Annotated in this window: 14 protein-coding genes and 1 riboswitch; of the genes, 2 read left to right on the top strand and 12 right to left on the bottom strand. The window is 43.4% G+C overall.

The features are described 5' to 3' along the window. Window positions 1-95: 95 nt before the first annotated feature. From nifJ to CHL1_RS05460, 7 genes are all read right to left on the bottom strand, one after another. Window positions 96-3,620, bottom strand: a complete 3,525-nt coding sequence (gene nifJ / locus CHL1_RS05490; protein ID WP_250935142.1) for a pyruvate:ferredoxin (flavodoxin) oxidoreductase — start codon at window positions 3,618-3,620, stop codon at window positions 96-98. A gap of 361 nt (window positions 3,621-3,981) precedes the next feature. Further along, complete coding sequence (locus CHL1_RS05485; RefSeq protein ID WP_250935140.1) at window positions 3,982-5,403, bottom strand: alanine/glycine:cation symporter family protein; 1,422 nt, start codon at window positions 5,401-5,403, stop codon at window positions 3,982-3,984. A gap of 202 nt (window positions 5,404-5,605) precedes the next feature. Then, complete coding sequence (gene ald, locus CHL1_RS05480; RefSeq protein WP_250935138.1) at window positions 5,606-6,721, bottom strand: alanine dehydrogenase; 1,116 nt, start codon at window positions 6,719-6,721, stop codon at window positions 5,606-5,608. A gap of 53 nt (window positions 6,722-6,774) precedes the next feature. Next, complete coding sequence (locus CHL1_RS05475) at window positions 6,775-7,236, bottom strand: Lrp/AsnC family transcriptional regulator (RefSeq protein ID WP_148637542.1); 462 nt, start codon at window positions 7,234-7,236, stop codon at window positions 6,775-6,777. A 410-nt stretch (window positions 7,237-7,646) separates the two neighbouring features. Continuing rightward, window positions 7,647-9,125: a polyphosphate:AMP phosphotransferase gene (gene pap, locus CHL1_RS05470; RefSeq protein ID WP_250935136.1), complete on the bottom strand. Its 1,479-nt coding sequence runs from the start codon at window positions 9,123-9,125 to the stop codon at window positions 7,647-7,649. A 192-nt stretch (window positions 9,126-9,317) separates the two neighbouring features. Continuing rightward, complete coding sequence (locus tag CHL1_RS05465; protein WP_250935135.1) at window positions 9,318-10,511, bottom strand: isocitrate/isopropylmalate family dehydrogenase; 1,194 nt, start codon at window positions 10,509-10,511, stop codon at window positions 9,318-9,320. Window positions 10,512-10,576: 65 nt separating this feature from the next. Then, window positions 10,577-11,083 carry an HD domain-containing protein gene (locus tag CHL1_RS05460; RefSeq protein ID WP_070370168.1) on the bottom strand — a complete coding sequence of 169 codons (507 nt, stop codon included), beginning with the start codon at window positions 11,081-11,083 and terminating at the stop codon, window positions 10,577-10,579. A 179-nt stretch (window positions 11,084-11,262) separates the two neighbouring features. On the opposite strand from CHL1_RS05460, the gene CHL1_RS05455 reads away from it, so the two are divergent. Beyond that, entirely contained in the window at window positions 11,263-11,721 is a 459-nt protein-coding gene (locus tag CHL1_RS05455; RefSeq protein WP_148637539.1) for a LiaF domain-containing protein, read from the top strand. Between the two features lie 41 nt (window positions 11,722-11,762). Here the strand turns inward: CHL1_RS05455 and CHL1_RS05450 are convergent, their stop codons facing one another. Together CHL1_RS05450 and CHL1_RS05445 are read right to left on the bottom strand one after the other, a co-directional pair. Then, window positions 11,763-13,202, bottom strand: coding sequence for a putative bifunctional diguanylate cyclase/phosphodiesterase (locus CHL1_RS05450; RefSeq protein ID WP_250935133.1), 1,440 nt, complete (start codon window positions 13,200-13,202; stop codon window positions 11,763-11,765). Window positions 13,203-13,294: 92 nt separating this feature from the next. Beyond that, window positions 13,295-13,370, bottom strand: a riboswitch (cyclic di-GMP riboswitch). 189 nt (window positions 13,371-13,559) lie between these two features. Continuing rightward, complete coding sequence (locus CHL1_RS05445; protein ID WP_070370165.1) at window positions 13,560-14,897, bottom strand: glucose-6-phosphate isomerase; 1,338 nt, start codon at window positions 14,895-14,897, stop codon at window positions 13,560-13,562. Window positions 14,898-15,094: 197 nt separating this feature from the next. Between CHL1_RS05445 and CHL1_RS05440 the strand changes: the two genes are divergently transcribed. Then, a complete protein-coding gene (locus tag CHL1_RS05440) occupies window positions 15,095-16,114 on the top strand; it encodes an aldo/keto reductase (protein WP_070370164.1) in 1,020 nt (339 codons plus the stop codon). An 88-nt stretch (window positions 16,115-16,202) separates the two neighbouring features. On the opposite strand, the gene CHL1_RS05435 is transcribed toward CHL1_RS05440, so the two are convergent. The 3 genes from CHL1_RS05435 to CHL1_RS05425 all read right to left on the bottom strand — a co-directional run bounded on the left by CHL1_RS05435 (window position 16,203) and on the right by CHL1_RS05425 (window position 20,808). Beyond that, entirely contained in the window at window positions 16,203-17,300 is a 1,098-nt protein-coding gene (locus tag CHL1_RS05435; RefSeq protein ID WP_250935131.1) for a glycerol dehydrogenase, read from the bottom strand. Window positions 17,301-17,538: 238 nt separating this feature from the next. Next, window positions 17,539-20,142 carry an ATP-dependent chaperone ClpB gene (gene clpB, locus CHL1_RS05430; RefSeq protein WP_148637534.1) on the bottom strand — a complete coding sequence of 868 codons (2,604 nt, stop codon included), beginning with the start codon at window positions 20,140-20,142 and terminating at the stop codon, window positions 17,539-17,541. A gap of 15 nt (window positions 20,143-20,157) precedes the next feature. Then, window positions 20,158-20,808 carry a hypothetical protein gene (locus CHL1_RS05425; RefSeq protein WP_070370161.1) on the bottom strand — a complete coding sequence of 217 codons (651 nt, stop codon included), beginning with the start codon at window positions 20,806-20,808 and terminating at the stop codon, window positions 20,158-20,160. Between the last annotated feature and the right edge of the window lie 47 nt (window positions 20,809-20,855).

The following is a 20,855-nucleotide window of genomic DNA, read 5'->3' as shown; positions in this document are numbered from 1 at the left end:
TAAGTCCAATAAAAAAGCTCCCCTGGGATTGCCCACGGGAGCTTTTTTATGATCGACACGAAAAACCCTGCGGGTCTCTCGTGTCAAAAATTTAATTACATTTCTGCTTTTTGTTTGTAACCCAGGTAACGTTCCATTGCTTCTTCTTTTGCTTTATCATAAAGAGTTGCTGAAACTTCCGGGAAGGTCAGTTTTAATGAGGTGTATCGAACTTCTGAATCCAGGAATTCGGTGAATTTATCCATATCCGGTTCTTTGGAATCAAGGATAAATGGATTTTTACCCTCTTCTTTCAGGGTTGGATTGAATCGGTACAGATGCCAGTATCCGGATTCCACAGCAAATGCTTCGTGGGTTTGGGTCCGGCTCATACCACCTTTGATACCATGGTTGATACAAGGCGCATACGCAATGATCAGTGATGGACCATCATAGGCTTCAGCTTCCTGAAGGGCTTTCATAAATTGATTTTTGTCTGCGCCCATGGCTACCTGAGCAACATAAACATAACCGTAGGTTGCCGCCATCATACCAAGGTCTTTTTTCTTGATTCGTTCACCAGCGGAGGCGAATTGTGCCACTGCTGCGGTTGGTGTTGACTTAGAAGCCTGACCACCGGTGTTGGAGTAGATTTCGGTATCCAGTACGAATACGTTGATGTTTTTGCGTGACGCTAAAACATGATCCAATCCGCCGTATCCGATATCGTAAGCCCAGCCATCGCCACCAAAAATCCATTGGGATTTTTTGATCAGGTATGACTGATTGTCCAGAATAAACTTGGCATAGGTTGCCAGTGCTTCGCTTGGTGTATAAGCAGTTAAGACTTCAACCAGTTTAGCTGAGGCAATTTTGGAAGCTTCCGCATCTTTTCTACTGTCAATCCAGGCTTGCGCTGCTGTTTTAACAGCTTCTGGAGCATCGCCAGCAATGATTTCTTTTAGATAGTTTTCAATGGTATCAGCCATTTTTTCAGTTGCCAGCATCATCCCGAAGCCATACTCGGCATTGTCTTCAAATAAAGAGTTGGCCCAGGCTGGTCCTTTTCCTGCGGCATTTTTGCAGTAAGGTGTAGAAGGTGACGATGCTCCCCAGATTGATGAACAACCGGTAGCATTGGCAACCAGCATGCGATCCCCAAACAATTGGGTAATGGTTTTAATGTATGGTGTTTCACCACAACCGGCACAGGCTCCGGAGAACTCAAGCAATGGCTGACAGAACTGGCTGCCTTTAACAGTCGCCTTATTCATCAGGTTATCTTTAATCGTAACCGTGGTCGCATAGTTCCACATTGGGATTTGATCTGCCTGCGTATCGATTGGTTCCATTTCCAGGGCTTTGGTTTTAGCCGGACAAGCATCCTGACAGTTACCGCAACCAGTACAATCAAGGGTGCTGACCTGGATTCGGTACTCTAAGCCATCAAATTGTTTTCCGGTCGCTTTAACAGTGGTAAAGCCTTCTGGCGCTGCCGCTTTTTCACCAGCATCCACTAACACCGGACGGATGGCAGCATGTGGGCAGACAAATGAACACTGATTACACTGGATACAGTTTTCAGGAATCCATTTTGGCACATTAACAGCGATACCCCGTTTTTCGTAGGCTGAAGAACCAGACATAAAGGTTCCGTCTTCCACGCCAGTAAAGGTTGATACCGGAATATCATCGCCTTCCAATCGGTTGATCGGACGTAAAATCTTTGTGATGAATTCTGGTACATTTTCTTCAGTTGCTTCGTCAGCTTTAAGCTCTTTCCAGGCAGCCGGAACATCGACTTTAACCAGCGCATCAATCCCCTGATCAACAGCAGCATTGTTCATATCAACAATTTTTTGACCTTTTTTACCATAAGATTTTTGAATCCCCGCTTTAGAGAAGGCAACCGCATCTTCAATTGGAATAATGTCGGCCAGTTTAAAGAACGCTGATTGCATAATCATGTTGGTACGACGGCCCAGCCCAATTTCTTCCGCAATTTTAGTCGCATTGATAATATAGAAATTAATGTCATTATCAGCGATGTATTTTTTTAATGACGCTGGTAATTTTTCATCCAATTCGGCAACATCCCAGACTGTATTAAGCAGGAAGGTTCCGCCTTTTTTCAATCCTTTTAACAGGTCATATTGGTGAACATAGGCTTGGGTCGAGCAGGAAACAAAGTCAGAATTTACAATTAAGTAAGTTGACTTAATCGGTTTTTTTCCAAACCGCAGGTGAGAAACGGTAACCCCACCGGATTTTTTACTATCATAGGAGAAGTAACCTTGAGCATATAAATCGGTATGATCCCCAATAATTTTAATGGCTGATTTATTGGCCCCAACGGTTCCGTCAGATCCCAGACCCCAGAATTTACATCCTTTGGTGCCTTCGGGAACAGTATGCAGGTTTTCACCCAGTTCCAGATTGGTGTGGGTGACATCATCAACAATCCCGATGGTAAATTTATCTTTTGGCTGTGCCAGTTTTAAATTATCATAAACGGCTTTAATTTGCGCAGGAGTGGTATCTTTTGAGCTGAGTCCATAGCGACCACCAACAATCAGTGGTTGGAATTCTTTGCCATAGAAGACGGTGCAGATATCTTGGTATAAAGGCTCGCCTAATGAACCTGGTTCTTTGGTACGATCCAGTACGGCAATTTTCTTAACGGTTTTTGGCAATACTTTTAGTAAATATTCCGGCGCAAACGGTCTGAATAAACGAACCTTGATCAAGCCGATTTTTTCGCCCTGTTTCAATAGATAATCGATCGTTTCTTCAATCGTATCGGTTACTGAACCCATGGCAACGATGATATTTTCGGCATCGTCAGCACCATAATAATCAAATAAGTGGTATTCCCGACCGGTTTCTGCCGAGATTTTTTCCATGTAATCAGCAACAATTTCTGGAACCTTATCATAGAACGGATTACAAGCCTCTCTCGCCTGGAAGAAAATATCCGGATTCTGAGCGGTTCCTCGAGTTACTGGGTGTTCGGGATTTAAGGCCCGGTTTCTGAATTCTTGAATCGCTTCAAAATCGGCCAACTTTTTAAAGACATCATAATCGATCACTTCAATCTTTTGAATCTCATGTGACGTTCTGAAACCATCAAAGAAGTGCATAAATGGCACCCGGCTTTTAATGGCAGCCAGATGAGCAATCGCAGCCAGATCCATTACTTCCTGGACACCACCGGATGCCAACAAGGCAAAACCAGTTTGACGACAAGCCATCACATCACTGTGATCACCAAAAATAGACAAAGCTTGGGCTGCCAACGTACGGGCGGTAACATGAAAAACGCCAGGCAACAATTCGCCAGCAATTTTATACATATTCGGGATCATCAGTAAAAGTCCCTGGGATGCAGTAAAGGTGGTGGTTAAGGCACCAGCTGCCAGCGAACCGTGAACCGCACCAGCGGCACCACCTTCTGATTGCATTTCTGAAACTTTGACAGTTTCACCAAAAATATTTTTTCGTCCCTGAGAAGCCCAAACGTCCGCATATTCGGCCATTGGGGATGAAGGGGTAATTGGAAAAATAGCTGCAACCTCAGTAAACGCATAGGCAACATGAGCAGCTGCTGTATTTCCATCCATTGTCATCATTTTTTTAGGCATGATTTTCCTCCTTGAAATTAAAACAAAGTGTTTTTATTGATGGTTTAAATAGCAAAATTTTATCTATGAAATTATATCATATTAGTTTTTGAGTGTATACACTTTAATACAGGTAATTTTTTGCCGGAATTTTGCAGCGTTTTTTTGTTTATTAGCCCGAAAACGATTAATGTTAACCTTTTTATCGTTTGTATCTCTTTTAAGTGGATAGTATTGTGTATTCGAAAACTTTTATCCTCACAAATTAATTCTTCGCAATAATTGGCTGCGGATGAACTGTTAAAATCTTTATTAACAGTTCATCAACAGTAATTTTTGTGAATTGATAACTTTTTTTAAATTTTTAATTGCTCTTGACTCACTATTTCTTTTTAGCTTCTTTAAAGGCCAATTTCTCTGGTATTAAAAAATCAGTCTGAAACTCAAAACATTCCTTGGCAACCACACTGCTTAAGACGAGCAGACTGATTAAATTGGGAATGGCCATCATGCCGTTCATCGCATCCGATAAATTCCAGACGATTTCCAAGGCCGTCGTGGCTCCAACAAAAACGACCAGGCAATAGAGAACCCGATAAATCGTTACCGCAATTGGTGCTTTGATTAAATACTCCAGCGACTTTTCGCCATAATATTCCCAACCCAATATGGTTGAAAAGGCAAACAGGGTAATGCCAACGGTAACAATATAGCCGCCAATTGGTCCCAATGCCGATTGGAAGGCAGCAATGGTCAGATTGGCACCCATTAGAATTTCACCACTGGCATCCAATGTCCCAAGCACCCCGGATGAAGCAATTACCAGACCGGTAATGGTACAAACCACGATGGTATCAAAAAAAGTTCCGGTCATATTGATATAACCTTGTCGTGAGGGATGATCGGTTTTGGCGGCAGCCGCAGCGATTGGTGCCGACCCTAAACCAGCTTCATTGGAGAAGACACCCCGGGCAACTCCCCAACGCATGGCTGTCAGCATCGTTGCAATAATGGTACCGCCAACACCACCAGCCATTGCTGTCGGTGAAAAGGCCATGGTAAAGATTTCAGTAATTCCGGCTGGCAAATTCTCAAAATTGATGATAATAACTACAATTGACGCCATCACATAAAAGACGGCCATGAATGGGACAATGACCCCGGATACCCGACCAATGCTCTTAATCCCGCCGAGAATAACCATAAATGCCAATGCCATCAAAATCAGGCCGGTGATCCAGGTAGGCACCCCAAAGGTTCCATTAACGGCTCCGGCAATGGAGTTGGCCTGGGTCATATTGCCGATTCCAAAGGATGCCACCGTGGCAAACAAGGAAAAAAGAAATGCCAGAATCAAACCAATTTTTTTGTTCTTAAAACCATTTTTCATGGCGTACATCGGACCACCGGCCATTTCACCTTTGGCATTGGTTTCCCGATACTTAACCGCCAGAACACTTTCAGCATATTTAGTCGATAATCCAAACAAAGCTGAAATCCACATCCATACCAGAGCGCCCGGCCCCCCCAGTACCATTGCCGTAGCCACCCCAACAATATTCCCGGTACCGATAGTGGCTGCCAGAGCTGTCATCAGTGATTGAAACGGTGAAATATCGCCCGAATCATCACTATGGGTCTTGTCTTGTTTCGCAAAAACCGATTTTAGTGCATAACCCAGGTTGAGCCATGGCTTAAACTTTAAACGCACCGTTAAAAAAATACCGGTTCCCATTAGCAGTGCCAGCATAACGGGTCCCCACACAAAATTATTTACAGCTGAAATGATATCCGAAAAACTCATATTGCCCCCTTAAAATTTATAAGCTTGTTATCGATTACATCGTGTCTGGAATTTTCTTAAATAAGGGCTTCACCATTACCAGTAACAGTGTCACCCTTATTGTCTGTTCCAATGAGCTAAATTTTATGTCATGTTTTTTCGTGTTATTTCTGATGCCAAAATTGTTATTGCCGTTATTTAAGTCTAAAGCGGCTATCCCGTTCTACAGTAAATCTTCGGCTGGTACGTATTCTTTATTTAAACCTTCGGCGACACCCTTACAGGTAACGTGTCCCTTGTAGGTGTTTAAGCCTAACAACAAGGCATGGTCTTCCTTCATGGCCGCTTCTGGTCCTTTGTTGACAATATCCAGTAAATAAGGCAGCGTCGAACCGGTCAGAGCATAAGTCGATGTTCGGGGAACAGCGCCAGGCATGTTAGCAACGGAGTAATGGATCACGCCATGTTTTTCAAAACAGGGATTATCATGGGTGGTGCTGTGGTCAATGGTTTCGACTGATCCGCCCTGATCAATGGCGACATCAACAATTACCGAGCCTTTTTTCATGTTTTTTACCATCTCTTCAGTAACCAGTTTAGGTGCTTTTTCTCCAGCAACCAGAACCCCACTGATCAGTAAATCTGATTTTTTGGTCAGTTCCGCCATGTTGTAAGGATTGCTGATTAATGTGGAAACACGACCATTAAAAACATCATCCACATAGGTTAATCTGGGTTTGCTGATATCAATAACGGTCACATGAGCGCCCAGACCAACGGCCATTTTGGCTGCATTCATCCCGACAGTACCGGCTCCAATAATCATGACTTCGGCGGGTAATACGCCAGTAACACCACCTAACAACATCCCTACGCCACCGTGATAGCGCTGCAGCATAGTTGCGCCAACTTGAACTGACATTCTACCGGCCACTTCACTCATGGGAATCAGTAATGGCAGGGAGCGATCCGGTAATTGAACGGTTTCATAGGCAATCCCGGTGATTTTTTTCTTCATTAGTATATCGGTTAAAGGCAGGTTTGGAGCAAGATGTAGATAGGTAAATAGGGTCTGTCCTTCTTTCATCAGTTCATATTCAGACTCGATCGGTTCTTTTACTTTTACAATGATATCGGATTGATCAAATACTTCTTTGGCCTGTTGCAGAATGACGGCCCCTTCAGCTGCATATTCGCTATCGGCGATACCGCTTTCAAAGCCAGCATTGGTTTCAACCAGCACCTTATGGCCACTTTTAACCAGGGCATGAACACCTGCCGGTGTGACGGATACACGAGACTCATTGTTCTTAATTTCTTTTGGAATACCTACAATCATGATAAAAACCTCCTGTTTTTTAATATAAATTTGTGATCTGAGTTTTTAAATCGTTACACATCCGCATCTTCAGTCGGAAGAATGGAGTATGTATTCTTAACAGTTGATAGGGTTACAATCGTTTTTGTTTTTTGTACCCCGGGAACTGTTTTAATGCGATTGAGCACCGCTTCCAGACTTTGGGTATCTTTGGTAATAATTTTAATTAAATAATCATAATCTCCGGCCAGATAATCACATTCGATAATTTCATGTTCCTTTTTCACCAATTCGATAAATCCCTCAATATAGTTGGGATGCTTAAGCGATATGAACATATAGGCAACCAGGTTTTTGTTCATTCGCTGGGTTGAAATAATAATGGTGTACTGTTGAATGATGCCGGAAGAATCTAATTTTTTGATGCGTTCGCTGACTGCCGGAACGGACAGGCTGACTTCATTCGCTATATCTGAAGCCGTTACTCTGGCATTTTTTTGCAGTAGCTTGAGGATTTCAATATCAATTGAATCCATCTAAAACTCCTTTCCACTAAAATTATTGAGCTCATTATATCCGAATTTTCAAGTAAATTAAACGTTTTCAATGAATAACAATAGATCCTTTTGTCATAAGAATAAATTACTTTAAATGATTAATAAAAGCTGGTTGCAAAACGTTCCCGCACTTAAATTTTTTAATTATTTCTAGCATCCCATTGAAAAACTGAGGTAAAATTTAAAAAAACTTAAAAAACTATTTCCAAGGCCCGGATAATTTTAGTATGAATATCCAAATAGTCGTATAAATAATTGTTTTGTTCATTATTTTTTTATTTCATGTCACAATTTTGTCACGCCTGTCCAGCGATCACCATGGAGAGGCGTGACGGGGTTGAGGTTTTATCATTTATTGTGGTTATGCTCTCGCTATACCAGGTATCCTGTTAATCATTCAAGCGTTTTTCGATGGCGGCAATGGTTTCATTGAGCACCTTAATCCGGGCGTAATACTTATTCTGGGCTTCGACGATAATCCAGGGTGCATTGACCGTTGATGTTTTTAGCAGCATTTCATCCACCGCTATTTTATACACCTCCCATTTATCACGGTTGCGCCAATCCTCATCTGTTATTTTCCACTCTTTATCAGGGTTTTCTTCCCGGCCAGTGAAACGCCTTAATTGCTCATCCTGATCAATCTGCAACCAGAATTTAATGACAATCGCTCCCCAATCGGAGAGCTGTTTTTCAAATTCATTGATTTCCCGATAACTCCGGTCAAATTCCTCCTGGGTACAAAATCCTTCAATTGGCTCCACCATCACCCGGCCATACCAGGTTCGATCCCATACCCCCAAATGACCGTTTTTGGGGATATCCCGCCAGAAACGCCAGAGATAATGATGCTTTCGTTCCAGATCACTGGGGCTGGCAGTGGGATACACCGTATACCCCCGGGGATCAAGGTTCCTGGTCAGTCGTTTAATGCAACCGCCTTTGCCACCGGCATCCCAGCCTTCAAACCCGACAATCAGCGGAATCCGCCGATAGAGCTCGAATTGAAGCAAGCGGATTTTTTTCTGAGCTTCTTTAATCTGGCGCTGATATTCTTCTTCGCTGATGACCTGATCAAGAACAATGCCATCGAGAATCTTTGACTGAAACGGCATATCACCTTCATGAATCAACGGTTTAAGTTCAATTGCCGGGGCCTTATTGACCGTTTCGATGGCTTTTTCCAGCCGTTTTTCCAGGACACTGAAAACCTTGATCAGAGCATAGTCTTTTTGTTCGCCTTCGATAATCACCCAGGGAGCACAGTCGTTGTCGGTCAGCTCCAGTCCCCGGTTGACCTTTTCATAGAGCTTATCATAATGCTTGTTTTCTTTTTTATCCCGAGGGGTTACCCGCCAGGCTGTGGCATCATTTCCCAGCAACTTGTTAAAGCGTCTTTTTTGTTCCTTTTTGCTGATGTGAACAAAGAACTTAAAAATAATCATCCCATCATCCGAAAGCGCCTGCTCGAATTCATTGGCCTGTTTCATCAGCCCCTGCATATTTAAGGCATCAATTGATTTGCGGTAGACCAGGTCGCTGTAATAACTGCGGTTAAAAATAGCGATCTGACCTTTCTCCGGCGTTTTGGTCCAGTAACGCCATAAAAACGGACGAAAAATCTCGTCCTCACTCTCCTGCTTTTTGAAATTATGGACCCGAAAAGACCGTGGATCCATGGGCATCAGCAATTCGTTGATCAGGGTTCCCTTGCCAGCTGCATCCCAGCCTTCAAACAGAATTAAGACAGGAATACCCATATCGTGCAGGGTTCGCTGCAGTTCACCTAACCGTACCGTCAGTCGTTCTTTTTCCTGGCGGTAGGTTTCTTTGTCGATTGTTACACCTAAATCAATTTTTTCCAGCATGATAGCCTCCTAAATAAATATGATTTTGTATGAGATAACATTTCAAACACAAGCGCCCCGTGACAGGCGCTTATGGAAGTAGCAGACAATGGTATCAGTTTTTCTGGAGTGTTTTTTAAGTGCTCGCAGCGCTGTTGATCCAACTGATCGTTGCCGCAAAAAAAAGGGCGTCTCAAAAGACGCCCTCATCAGTTATATAAATTTTTCATAAATTGCGTCCAGGTTGGGATTGGACAAAGTTTCCATGACATAGTCGGCATACTCTGAACCCGTGGCGCCTGTTTCCCGTCCGGTGAGCACCAGTTTTTTCTCGTACAGTCCGCAAATGTCCAAAGCTTTTTGAAGCTGCTCAGCTTTTTCATTGTAACCAATATGCACCAGCAACATCCCGGCGGCCCGAATAATGCTACAGGGATCGGCATATTGCCCCCGACCCTCTTCCACCATTCGTGGCGCTGATCCATGAATCGCTTCGAACATGGCATATTGTTTGCCGATATTGGCTGATCCAGCCGTACCGACACCACCCTGAAACTCAGCCGCTTCATCAGTTAAGATATCACCATAGAGGTTTGGTAAAACCATCACCTTAAACTGACTACGTCGTTTTTCATCCACCAGTTTGGCGGTCATGATATCGATGTACCAGTCATCCATTTCAACAGTTGGATAGTTTTTGGCAATCGCTTTAGCCGTATCTAAAAATTTACCATCAGTGGTTTTGATAACGTTGGCTTTCGTCACTACGGTCACTTTATTTTTACCGGATTTTTCCGCAAAATCAAAGGCGGCCTTGATGATTCGCTCTGAACCTTCCTGGGTCGTGACGGTGAAATCAATGGCAAGATCATCATTGACATGGATGCCCTTGCTGCCAACAGCATAAGCTCCTTCAGTGTTTTCCCGATAGAAGGTCCAGTCAATATTCTTTTCCGGTACCGATACGGGTCGAACGTTGGCAAATAAATCCAATTCTCGACGCATCGCCACGTTGGCACTTTCGATATTTGGCCAGGGGTCACCCTCCCGGGGGGTAGTTGTTGGTCCTTTTAAGATTACATCACAGGTTTTGAGTTCTGCTAAAACCTCATCCGGAATCGCTTTGCCGCAGGCGACCCGATTTTCAATGGTCAAACCGTCGATGATTTTAAAGACAATTCTGCCCGTTTTAACGTCATCGGCCAATAAAAATTCCAATACCCGTTGGGCTTCAGCTGTAATAAATGGCCCAATGCCATCACCACCGACAACACCGATGATAATCTGTTCTTTTGTTGTAAAATCAGTAAAATCCTTTTGAATCGCCATTTTTTCGATGCGGGTCAGTTGTTCTTTAATCAGCTCTCCAAAATGGGCTTTTGCGCGTTCAATTTGTTCTTCGATCAAGTTCTATCCTCCGTCAAATCAATTTATTAGGGTCATATATAATTCTTAAGGCAACAGATAGTGTCTTAAGCTTTGGACATCATACTTTTCAGCCGTTTGATGGGCTGGGTGTTTTTAAAAACCAGTTCGTGAGTAGCCACAAATTTATCCACTGCCGTCACAACCCAGCTGCCCAAATTTGCTGGTGGAACAGGCGTCAGTGGAAACATGTGCTTGACGATCATGTCGGCCTGACGTTCATCAATATCAAAATATTTTTCGGCATTTTCCAGGGCTGTTTTAGGATGCGAAAAGCCATGCATCTCTTTGATTCGATCCAAGCCCTTTCCGGTTTTCACCTTTCCCTGCCAGGACTCCAGAAAAAAATCATGGAGGGTTGCGCCCCGGGCAATGGAGGCATAATCCATACCTAAAAATCTGGCTACGCGATAGGAGTAATATCCAACTGCGACTGAATGTTCATACAAACCATTGCCATGGTGATCAATTTCTCTTAATTTTTGGAATTCACTGTGTGTTATAATATCGCCAACAATGGTTTCAAACTCATCATAATACTTTTTTGTTTCCATTGAGACCTTTCATTTGCTCTTATTTATTCAGCAATGCTGAACAGATGCTTCGAATATTATAGCATAATACCTTTATTTTTAGTTAAAATTATCGGAGATGTTCTTTAAAAAAACAAAAAAAGATACGGTTCTTCTTAAAATCATGGTAAACTGATTAAAAAGAACAGGAAGGATCAATCATGAAGATAAAAAACATACTCATCGGAACCAGTGTTATTTTGGCCACCAGCGTGGCGCTTTATCACGCCGGTGTGATAAAAAAGGCCAAAACATTTGAAGACAGTCTGGATAAGAGTCCCAAATCGCTGGATGAAGCCGTTCTCTATGGCGGAAAAATGAAAGATTACCAAAAGCAAACGATGCAGGACATAAAAATCGGAGCCTTCTTTGGGGGCATGCAGCTTGATTTTTCAGAGGTGATCACCGAAAAAGATGCGTATCGCATGGATATCAACATCGTTAATGGTGGCCTAAACATCATTGTTCCTGACAACTTCCGGCTAAAAATTGTTGATACCTGTAAATTTGGCGGAATTGCCGATCACACGGTTTGTATCGATCCCGATCATTCAGTGGCTCTCTCGGTTTTTGCCGACATTACCTGTGGTGGTCTGAATTTTGAAAATCCTTCAGAATAATCATCGCCTGCGATAAACACTTAAAAAAACTGAAATCCAGCCTAAGCTGATTTCAGTTTTTCTTTAACAAGATCTTCAAATTCAAACACATTCATGGGCTTGGCATAGAAAAATCCCTGAGCAATGTCGCACCCCTTCTCTTTAAGAAACTCCACCTGTTCCCGGGTTTCCACCCCTTCAGCCACGGTAATCAGATCCAGATCCTTGGCCATGTTCAACATACTGGTAATGATCTTCTCTCCCCGGGCATTATCCGTCGATTCGCTGAAAAAAGCCTTGTCCAATTTTAAAATATCCGCTGGTAGGTTTTTTAAGGTGTTGAGAGATGAATAGGCCCGACCAAAATCATCAATGGAAATATGAAATCCAAAATCTTTTAAATGATTCATAATCTCAACCATCTGGACATCATTATTAAAAATCGTACCTTCGGTCAGCTCAATTTCGATCATTTTAGGATCGATCTGATAACGATTGGTAATAGCCAGCAATTCTTCCGGTAACAGCATATTTTCCAGATGAAGCCGGGAAAAATTAACCGAAATAATCATATTGGTCAGTTGATCCATTTCTTTTTGCCATTTGGCCAGTAGCTTGCACACCGCTTCAAACATATAGGTATCAATTTTTTTGACAAACCCATTTTTTTCAAACAAGGGAATAAATTCATTGGGTGGCAGCATCCCCCGCTCGGGATCATTCCAGCGCACCAGCGCCTCGGCACCAATAATCTGTTCGTCCGAAAACAGATATTTGGGCTGAAGATAAACTTCAAATTCGCCACTTGCCAATGCTTTTTCCATTCGGTTTTCAATTTCATTTTCAAGAATCAGTGCAACCCGCATGGATTCTTCATAAAATGCATAGCTAATCTGGGAATTATCTTTGATCGACCGTTTTGCCATATTGGCACGATCACTAAGCGCACTAATATCCAACTCCGTTTCGCCAATCAGATAGATACCCATAGAGATGCTGACGATGAATTTCTGAGAGTAACTATTGATTTTGCGAATTAAATTTTCCAGCCTCTGAGAAAACTCTCCATAGCCCTCATAGTTCATTAAAATACAAAAATTATCGGTGGCCATTCGGGCAAAAAGCTCTTCTTCATTGAGATACTTTTCTAATATTTTTGCGATAGCAGTGAGGATTTCATTACCGGTCTGGTGCCCGTATAAGTCATTGATGGCCTTAAACTTATCGATATCAAAGATAACCATCGCATAATCAAGGCTATTATCTGTGTCCAGGATTCGTTCACACTCCTTTTTAAACGTGATCCAGTTGGGGCAACCCGTTAAAAAATCAAAATCCTGGAGCTGCTTAAGCCGCTGGATTTCTTTTTTAAAGGTACCGATGGCAAGATTACTGCTTAAACTGATCACAAAGAGACCCATAAACGCCAGACCATAGAGAAGCGTCCCCAGAATTATCTCGTAAGACTCCTGAGTTAAAGCCACAAAATTAATGAAGCCCATCATCATGACCAAAAAAACAACGCAAAGCTGAGAATTAAAAACTTTTTTTCGTCATATTTCTTCACCATTACCTCCTAAATCGTTAAATCTATTTGAGTAACTGGCTGACTTAAGAAAGTCCCTTTAGCTTTGCGTCACTATTTCACAACAGTTTTGCCCTGTAATTCAGTATTTTTTATGCCGAAGAACCATATTTTTTGGCGTTTTTTCAGGAACGTTAATCGACAATTTGTATTATTTTTTTTAATATTGTATCACAATTGTAACGATCTGTCGTGTGCTAAATATTCAATTTTTCATTCTTTCGTTGCCACTATCGCAAAGAATAGCCGATTCTTTTGTGGACGCTGTGATTGTCTATAGCCGTTCTTCCAATTCGGCAGTCAGATCTTCATAACCAGGCTTATGCAGCAAGGCAAACATATTCTTTTTATAGGCTTCCACTCCGGGCTGATCAAAAGGATTAACCCCCAGTAAATAACCATTTAAGCCACAGGCTTTTTCGAAAAAATAAATCAGTTTGCCAATATGGAAGGCATCCAGTTTTTTAAGTCGGATGATCCCATTGGGGACTCCGCCATCAACATGAGCCAGCAGGGTGCCCATAAAGGCTTTTTCATTGACGGCATCGATTTCCCAGCCGGTGAGGTAGTTAAGTCCTTCCAGATTCTTTTCGTCCCGGAAAACTTTGAGATCCGATTGATCTTCTTCGATGACAATTACGGTTTCAAAATGGTTTTTGGGACCATCCTGAATCATCTGCCCCAGCGAATGGAGATCGGTGGAAAAATGCGCCGAAGCCGGAAAAAGACCCTTGCCATCTTTGCCGTCACTTTCGCCAAATAATTGTTTCCACCACTCCGCCAGATACTCCAGCGAGGGATCATAATCCACTAAAATCTCAATATTCTTGCTGCGGCTGTAAAGGACATTCCGATATAATGCATATTGGAAACAGGGGTTTTTTTCAAACTCCGGTTTGTTATACTCCTCATAGCCAGATTTTCCGCCGTCCATCAGCGCATCAATATCAATCCCCGCTGCTGCAATGGGCAGCAAACCGACGGCGGTATAAACGGAGTAACGACCGCCAATATCATCGGGAATCACGAAGGTTTCGTAGCCTTCTTCATCAGCCATAAACTTTAAGGCTCCCCGGGCGGCATCCGTTGTCACAAAGATCCGCTCCTGTGCCCCCGCTTTGCCATACTTATCTTCCAAAAACTGTTTGAAAAACCGAAAGGCGATGGCCGGTTCCGTGGTTGTCCCGGATTTCGAAATAACATTGACACAGACATCCTGATCCGCAAGCAGTGCCAGCAACTTTTCCAGATATTTTCCACTGATATTCTGACCGGCAAAATATATTTTAGGGGCTTTTCGTACTGCTCGGGGTTCTTCATTGTAAAAAGGGCTGGTCAGGGCTGTAATGACTGCTTTTGCGCCTAAATAGGAACCACCGATACCAATCACCACCAACGCATCGCAACGCTCTTTAATTTTTTCGGCAGCCTCTTTAATCCGGACAAATTCATCCTGATCATATTTGATCGGATAGTCCACCCAGCCCAGAAAATCATTGCCCACTCCAGTTTTATTGTTCAAGTCATCATTGGCTTGAGCCAACTGTTGATAGCGGCTTTCAAACTCACTGGAATCTATATTTGCATAAGAGAGATCGAAACGAATACTCATAATTCTTACCTTCTTTCTTAACTATTAACATATTTTCATTTTACACCATCAGCGATTGGAGTGTCAATTAATGTTCATCTACCAACCTGAAAGAAAGTTGAAATGCAACGGATCTTTGAGCCAATTCCCGCATAACAGATGACTTTTGTGATTTGATATGATAAAATGGGCAAAACCAAGAAAAGAAGAGGTGTAAAATGGAAACGCGAGTACTGGGACAAACCGGATTAGAAGTATCCCTTATTGGCTTTGGTGGCATTCCAATCCAACGCTGTAACCAATGGGAAGTTGACGAAATTGTTGAAAACCTTATTGAAGAAGGCGTTAATTTTATTGACACTGCCAGAGCTTACACCAACAGTGAAGAAATGATCGGGGAAGCATTGAAACAATGGGGTCGGGAACATTTTTACCTGGCTACAAAAACCCCAAAACTCAGCTATGATGAGGTAATGGCTGATGTTAAAACCAGTCTGGCCGAGTTACAAACCGATACCATCGATTTGTATCAGTTCCATAATGCCAAAACGATGACCGATTATGAAACTATTATGAGTCCCGGGGGTGGATATGATGCGCTGGTCGACTGTAAAAAACAGGGGCTGATTAAACATATCGGCATTACCTCCCACTCTTATGAAGTTCTCGATCGTGCTCTGGATGAGGATAAATTTGAGACCATTCAGTTTCCTTATAATATTGTCGAAAACCGTGGAGCACCGCTCTTTGAAAAAGCCAAATCAAAAAATGTCGGGGTCATTATTATGAAACCACTGGCTGGCGGCGCTTTTATCCACGCTAATTACGCCCTGCGCTGGGTAGCTGAAAATCCCAATATTTCAGTATTGATCCCTGGCATGGATTCAGTCAAACAGGTTCTAAAAAATACCCGAGTCGGCAACGATTTTGTGCCGCTGACCGATGACGAACGAGAAACCCTTGAAGCCGATGCCAAGGCACTGGGAAAAACCTTCTGTCGCCGTTGCGGTTATTGCGCCCCCTGTCCCCAGGGCATTGACATCCCAATGCAGTTTATTGTTGAAGGTTATTACCGCCGCTACGATCTTGAGGAATGGGCCCTGGATCGTTATCGCAGCTTTGTTGCCAATGCGTCAGACTGTATCCAGTGCGGCGAATGCGAACCCCGGTGTCCCTATGATCTGCCCATCCGGGATATGCTCAAAAAAACCCGAGACCTGTTTGACCCGCTGCTCTAGTGTCTCCATCCCGCAACGCTGTTAAAAAGGCCACAATCCCCCAACTGGTGAGATTGTGACCTTTTTTATTTTCATATATTTTGCTTTCTTAGTCACACAGGTATAAGCGACCCAAGGCATCGGCTGCCATAATCGCAGCGTATACGGTGTCGGCATCGACATCAAAAGGCATATTATGAATCGTTTCGGCAGGATCTGCCGCTGCAACTGCCACTGCCATGATTTTTTCCGGGGTTGGTTCGGTGCACCCGAGTTCACCCAGCGTAATTGGCAAGCCAACAGATAAACAGAAATCAATCACTTCTTCAATATCTTCCATGGAGCGGTTTTCCATCACCAATTGAACCAGGGTTCCGAAGGCAACTTTTTCACCATGATACATATGGTGGCACTCCGGTAATACGGTTAAACCGTTATGTATGGCATGACAAGCAGCCAGGCCGCCACTTTCAAACCCAACCCCGCTGAGGTAGGTATTGGCTTCAATAACATTTTCCACCGCCGGAGTACAGCTTGCTGCTTCAACCGCCAGCTTTGCTTTTAAGCCGTCTTCAATTAAAATATCATAGCATAATTTTGCCAAAGCCAGTGCCGATTTGGTCGGATGTGCGCCTGACATGGTGGTTCCGTTGGAATCCACGGTGGCCTGGGCTTCAAAATAGGTAGCCAATGCGTCTCCCATCCCAGCGACAAAAAGTCGGGCTGGAGCCGCTTTGATGATGTCAGTATCCATCACGACAATCTCAGGGTTTTTAGGTAGAACCAGATATTCATCAAACACGCCGTCTTCAGTATAAATAACGGATAAAGCTGAACAGGGCGCATCAGTGGAAGCAATGGATGGTGCAATCACGACTGGCAGTTTTTCATAATGGGCTGTCGCTTTGGCTGTATCCAGGGTTTTTCCGCCACCAATACCAACAACCACATCACAACCTTGGGCTTTGACGATTTCCTGGAGACGGGCAATTTCAACCTTTGAACACTCACCGTTAAACTTTTCGGGTGTGAATTTAATTCCCGCTGCTTCGAAACTGGCTTTCAATTCCTCCGCTTTGGTTCGCATCATGGTTCCGCTCATTAAAACAAGCGCAGATGTTCCAAATTTTCCAACATGTTCCGGCAATTTACCAACTTCTCCGGCACCTTGAACATAACGGCTGGGAGACATAATAATCTTTTGCATTTTCTACCTCCGAAAATTTTTTTCGTTATTATTATATCAAATAATTCCAGCTATGAATTCGTTATCATCTAAAAAAAACAGGCCAGCGCTGATACTATTTCTGGTCTGATTTTATTTTTTTAACCGGTTCTTAATGCAATTGGTAATTTTTTGTTTCCAGCTATAACTATTTCAATCAAGCATCCTGCACCAAAAAAAGACCAACCAACCCGAAGCGGGTCAGTTGATCTCTTTTACTTTAGGCCATATAGAATTCCCCGTTGGGATCGACATCGATGGTAATAGCCTGACCTTCGTGGACATTGCCCTTGATAATTTCTTTACCAACCATGGTTTCGATGTGTTTTTGCAGGTAGCGTTTCAGCGGTCGGGCCCCATAGGCCGGGTCAAAACCCATGTCGATAACGGCATCGATCGCTTCCTTAGTCAGCGTAACCGTGATGCGGCGTTCTTCCAGTCGTTTTTGCAAATCGTTTAAAAGCAGGGTGACAATCTGGCTGATCGCTTTCTTGTTGAGTGGTTTGTAAAGCACAATTTCATCAATTCGATTTAAAAACTCCGGTCGGAAATAGCTCTTTAATAATTCCATCACAGCCGCCTCTGTTTCTTCGGTAATTTCACCAGACGTATTGATCCCTTCCAGTAAATATTCCGAACCGATGTTGGAGGTCATGATGATGATGGTGTTTTTAAAATCGACGGTGCGCCCCTGGGAATCAGTAATCCGGCCATCATCGAGGATCTGTAGCAGGATATTAAAAACATCTTTATGGGCTTTTTCAATCTCATCCAGCAAAATTACACTATAGGGTTTGCGACGAACTGCTTCGGTGAGCTGTCCACCTTCTTCATAACCAACATATCCCGGAGGTGCCCCGATTAGGCGGGATACCGAAAATTTTTCCATGTACTCACTCATGTCAATCCGGATCATATTTTCTTCGCTGTCAAAGAGGGTGGCGGCAACCGCCTTGGCCAGCTCGGTTTTCCCGACCCCGGTGGGGCCCAGAAACAGAAAGCTGCCAATCGGGCTGTTGGGGTTTTTAATCCCGGCCCGGGAACGGATAATGGCATCAACCACTTTCAGGATTGGTTCTTCCTGACCAATAACCCGTTGTTTTAAGGTATCTTCCAAAGCCAGTAGTTTTTCCCGCTCGCCTGAGACCAGCTTACTAAGGGGGATATTGGTCCAATCGGAGATGATTTCAGCGATTTCTTCCTCGGTAACTTTTTCACGCTTGAGACTGTCTTCATCGCCTTTTTCATCAGCTTTTCGTTTGATCTCCTCAATTTTAGCGGCTTTTTCGGGAATTAAGCCATATTCCAATTCGGAGGCTTTGCGGTAGTCCCCTTCGCGAATGGCTTTTTCCCGCTCGTAGGTGAGCTGATTGAGTTCTTCCTGGAGGGCTTTTAGCGTATCGGCTGACTGCTTTTCGTTTTCCCATTGCATACTCATGGTGTTAAAGCGCTCTTTATATTCCACCAGTTCTTTTTGGAGTCGTTCCAGCCGTTCTTTGCTGAGTGTATCTTTTTCTTTTTTGAGGGCCACTTCTTCAATTTCCAACTGCATCATTTTGCGGCGCACCTCGTCCATTTCCTCCGGCATGGAGTCCATTTCGGTGCGGATCTTGGCGCAGGCTTCATCAATCAGATCGATGGCTTTATCCGGTAAAAATCGATCCGAGATATAGCGGTTGGACAGGGTGGCGGCGGCCACCAAAGCGGTGTCGAGAATCTGAACGCCATGGTAACGTTCGTAGGTATCTTTTAAACCTCTAAGAATTGAAATAGTGTCTTCGACGGTTGGTTCATCCACCAGAACTGGTTGGAAGCGGCGTTCCAGCGCCGGATCTTTCTCAATATACTGACGGTATTCGTCCAGGGTGGTAGCCCCAATACAATGGAGTTCCCCCCGGGCCAGCATTGGCTTTAGCATATTGCCAGCATCCATGGCGCCTTCAGTTTTACCGGCACCAACAATATTATGAAGCTCGTCAATAAACAGGACGATTTCGCCGTTGCTGTCGACCACCTCTTTTAAAACCGCTTTAAGCCGTTCTTCAAATTCACCGCGGTATTTGGCTCCGGCCACTAGAGCCCCCAGATCCAGGGCAATAATTCGTTTGTCTTTGAGACCTTCCGGTACATCGCCAGCAACGATTCGCATCGCCAGACCTTCGACGATAGCGGTTTTACCAACCCCCGGTTCCCCAATCAATACCGGATTGTTCTTGGTTTTACGGCTTAAGATCCGAATCGCATGGCGAATTTCAGCATCCCGGCCAATAACCGGATCAAGTTTGTTATCAATGGCATCCTGTACCAGATCGTGCCCATATTGGCTGAGGGCTTCATAGGTAACCTCAGGATGATCGTTAACCACCCGCTGGCCGCCTCGTACTTCTTTTAGAATATTTTCGACTTCTTTCTTGGTAATGCCATAACGTTCCAGTATTTCCACAGCCTTGGATTTTTTACCGAGACTGTATAGCGCCAGTAGGATACACTCCACAGAAATATACTGGTCATCGAGTTTTTTGGCTTCTTTGTACGATTCGTTTAAGACCTTATCGGTGTCACTGCTGATGTAGACCTTTCCCTGTTCCCGACCGGGGCCGGAAACACTGGGCATTTTGCCGATTTCCCGACGCAGTTCTTCGGCAATGGTGTGGGAATTCTTACCCAGCCGGTCAAAGATCCGTCCGACCACTCCGTTTTCCTGAGTGATCAACCCCATCAGCAGATGTTCCGGCTCGATTTCCATGTGGTTGTATTCTCCGGCGATCAGTTCTGCCGTTTTGATTGCTTCTAATGATTTTTGGGTGAATAAATTCATATCCATAATTGTACCTCTTTTTTATTGGTTATTTTTTTTATAATCTTCACGATATATGTTCTCCAGAAGATTGGTGAGATCCTTAACCCCGGCTTCATCAACCTTCGAAAAATAGACGTTCATCGCCCGGTCGATCATTTTTAGATAACGGGTCAGGTTATCAGTGACCGTTTCAATATCCTGGGTCAACTCCGCCTCATCCTCAAACGCCCGAATAAACTTATGATTTGTCAAATTTTCTACTAAATCCCGATGATCTCCCTGCTGCGCTTTTTCAATGTCAGCAATCAGCTTGAAAAACTCGTCAAAATGATCATTTAAATTTTCAGATTTGGTTCGGGAGCTGATTTTCAGTACTGCATACTTGCCCCGCTTACTGCTGATAAATTCATAACTGTAACGAACCTTGGGGCGATACTTATATTTCAGACTTTTGCCGAATTGGATACTGGAGTTTTTATTAATTTGGCTCACTGACAGGGTATCACTGAAGTTTTCATCCAGCTGTTCCAGGATTTTCTGGATTTTTTGTTCCGGGGTCACCAGTCCGATTTTTTCGGCCAGGATATCATTGATCAGTTGGGAGCGGTTGGTATTATTTTCATAGGCGATTTGATCTATCTTCTCAACTATTTCATCGAATAGCATTAAACTGTATACACTTTTTATCATATCATCACTCCTTTTAAATAAATTATAGTATTATAAATTTAATTCGT

It is taken from the genome of Acetobacterium wieringae (assembly GCF_023700225.1).
Taxonomy (GTDB): Bacteria; Bacillota; Clostridia; order Eubacteriales; family Eubacteriaceae; genus Acetobacterium; species Acetobacterium wieringae.
The sequence above is the reverse complement of the archived record's forward strand: the minus strand, read 5'-3'. Positions and strand labels throughout refer to the sequence as shown.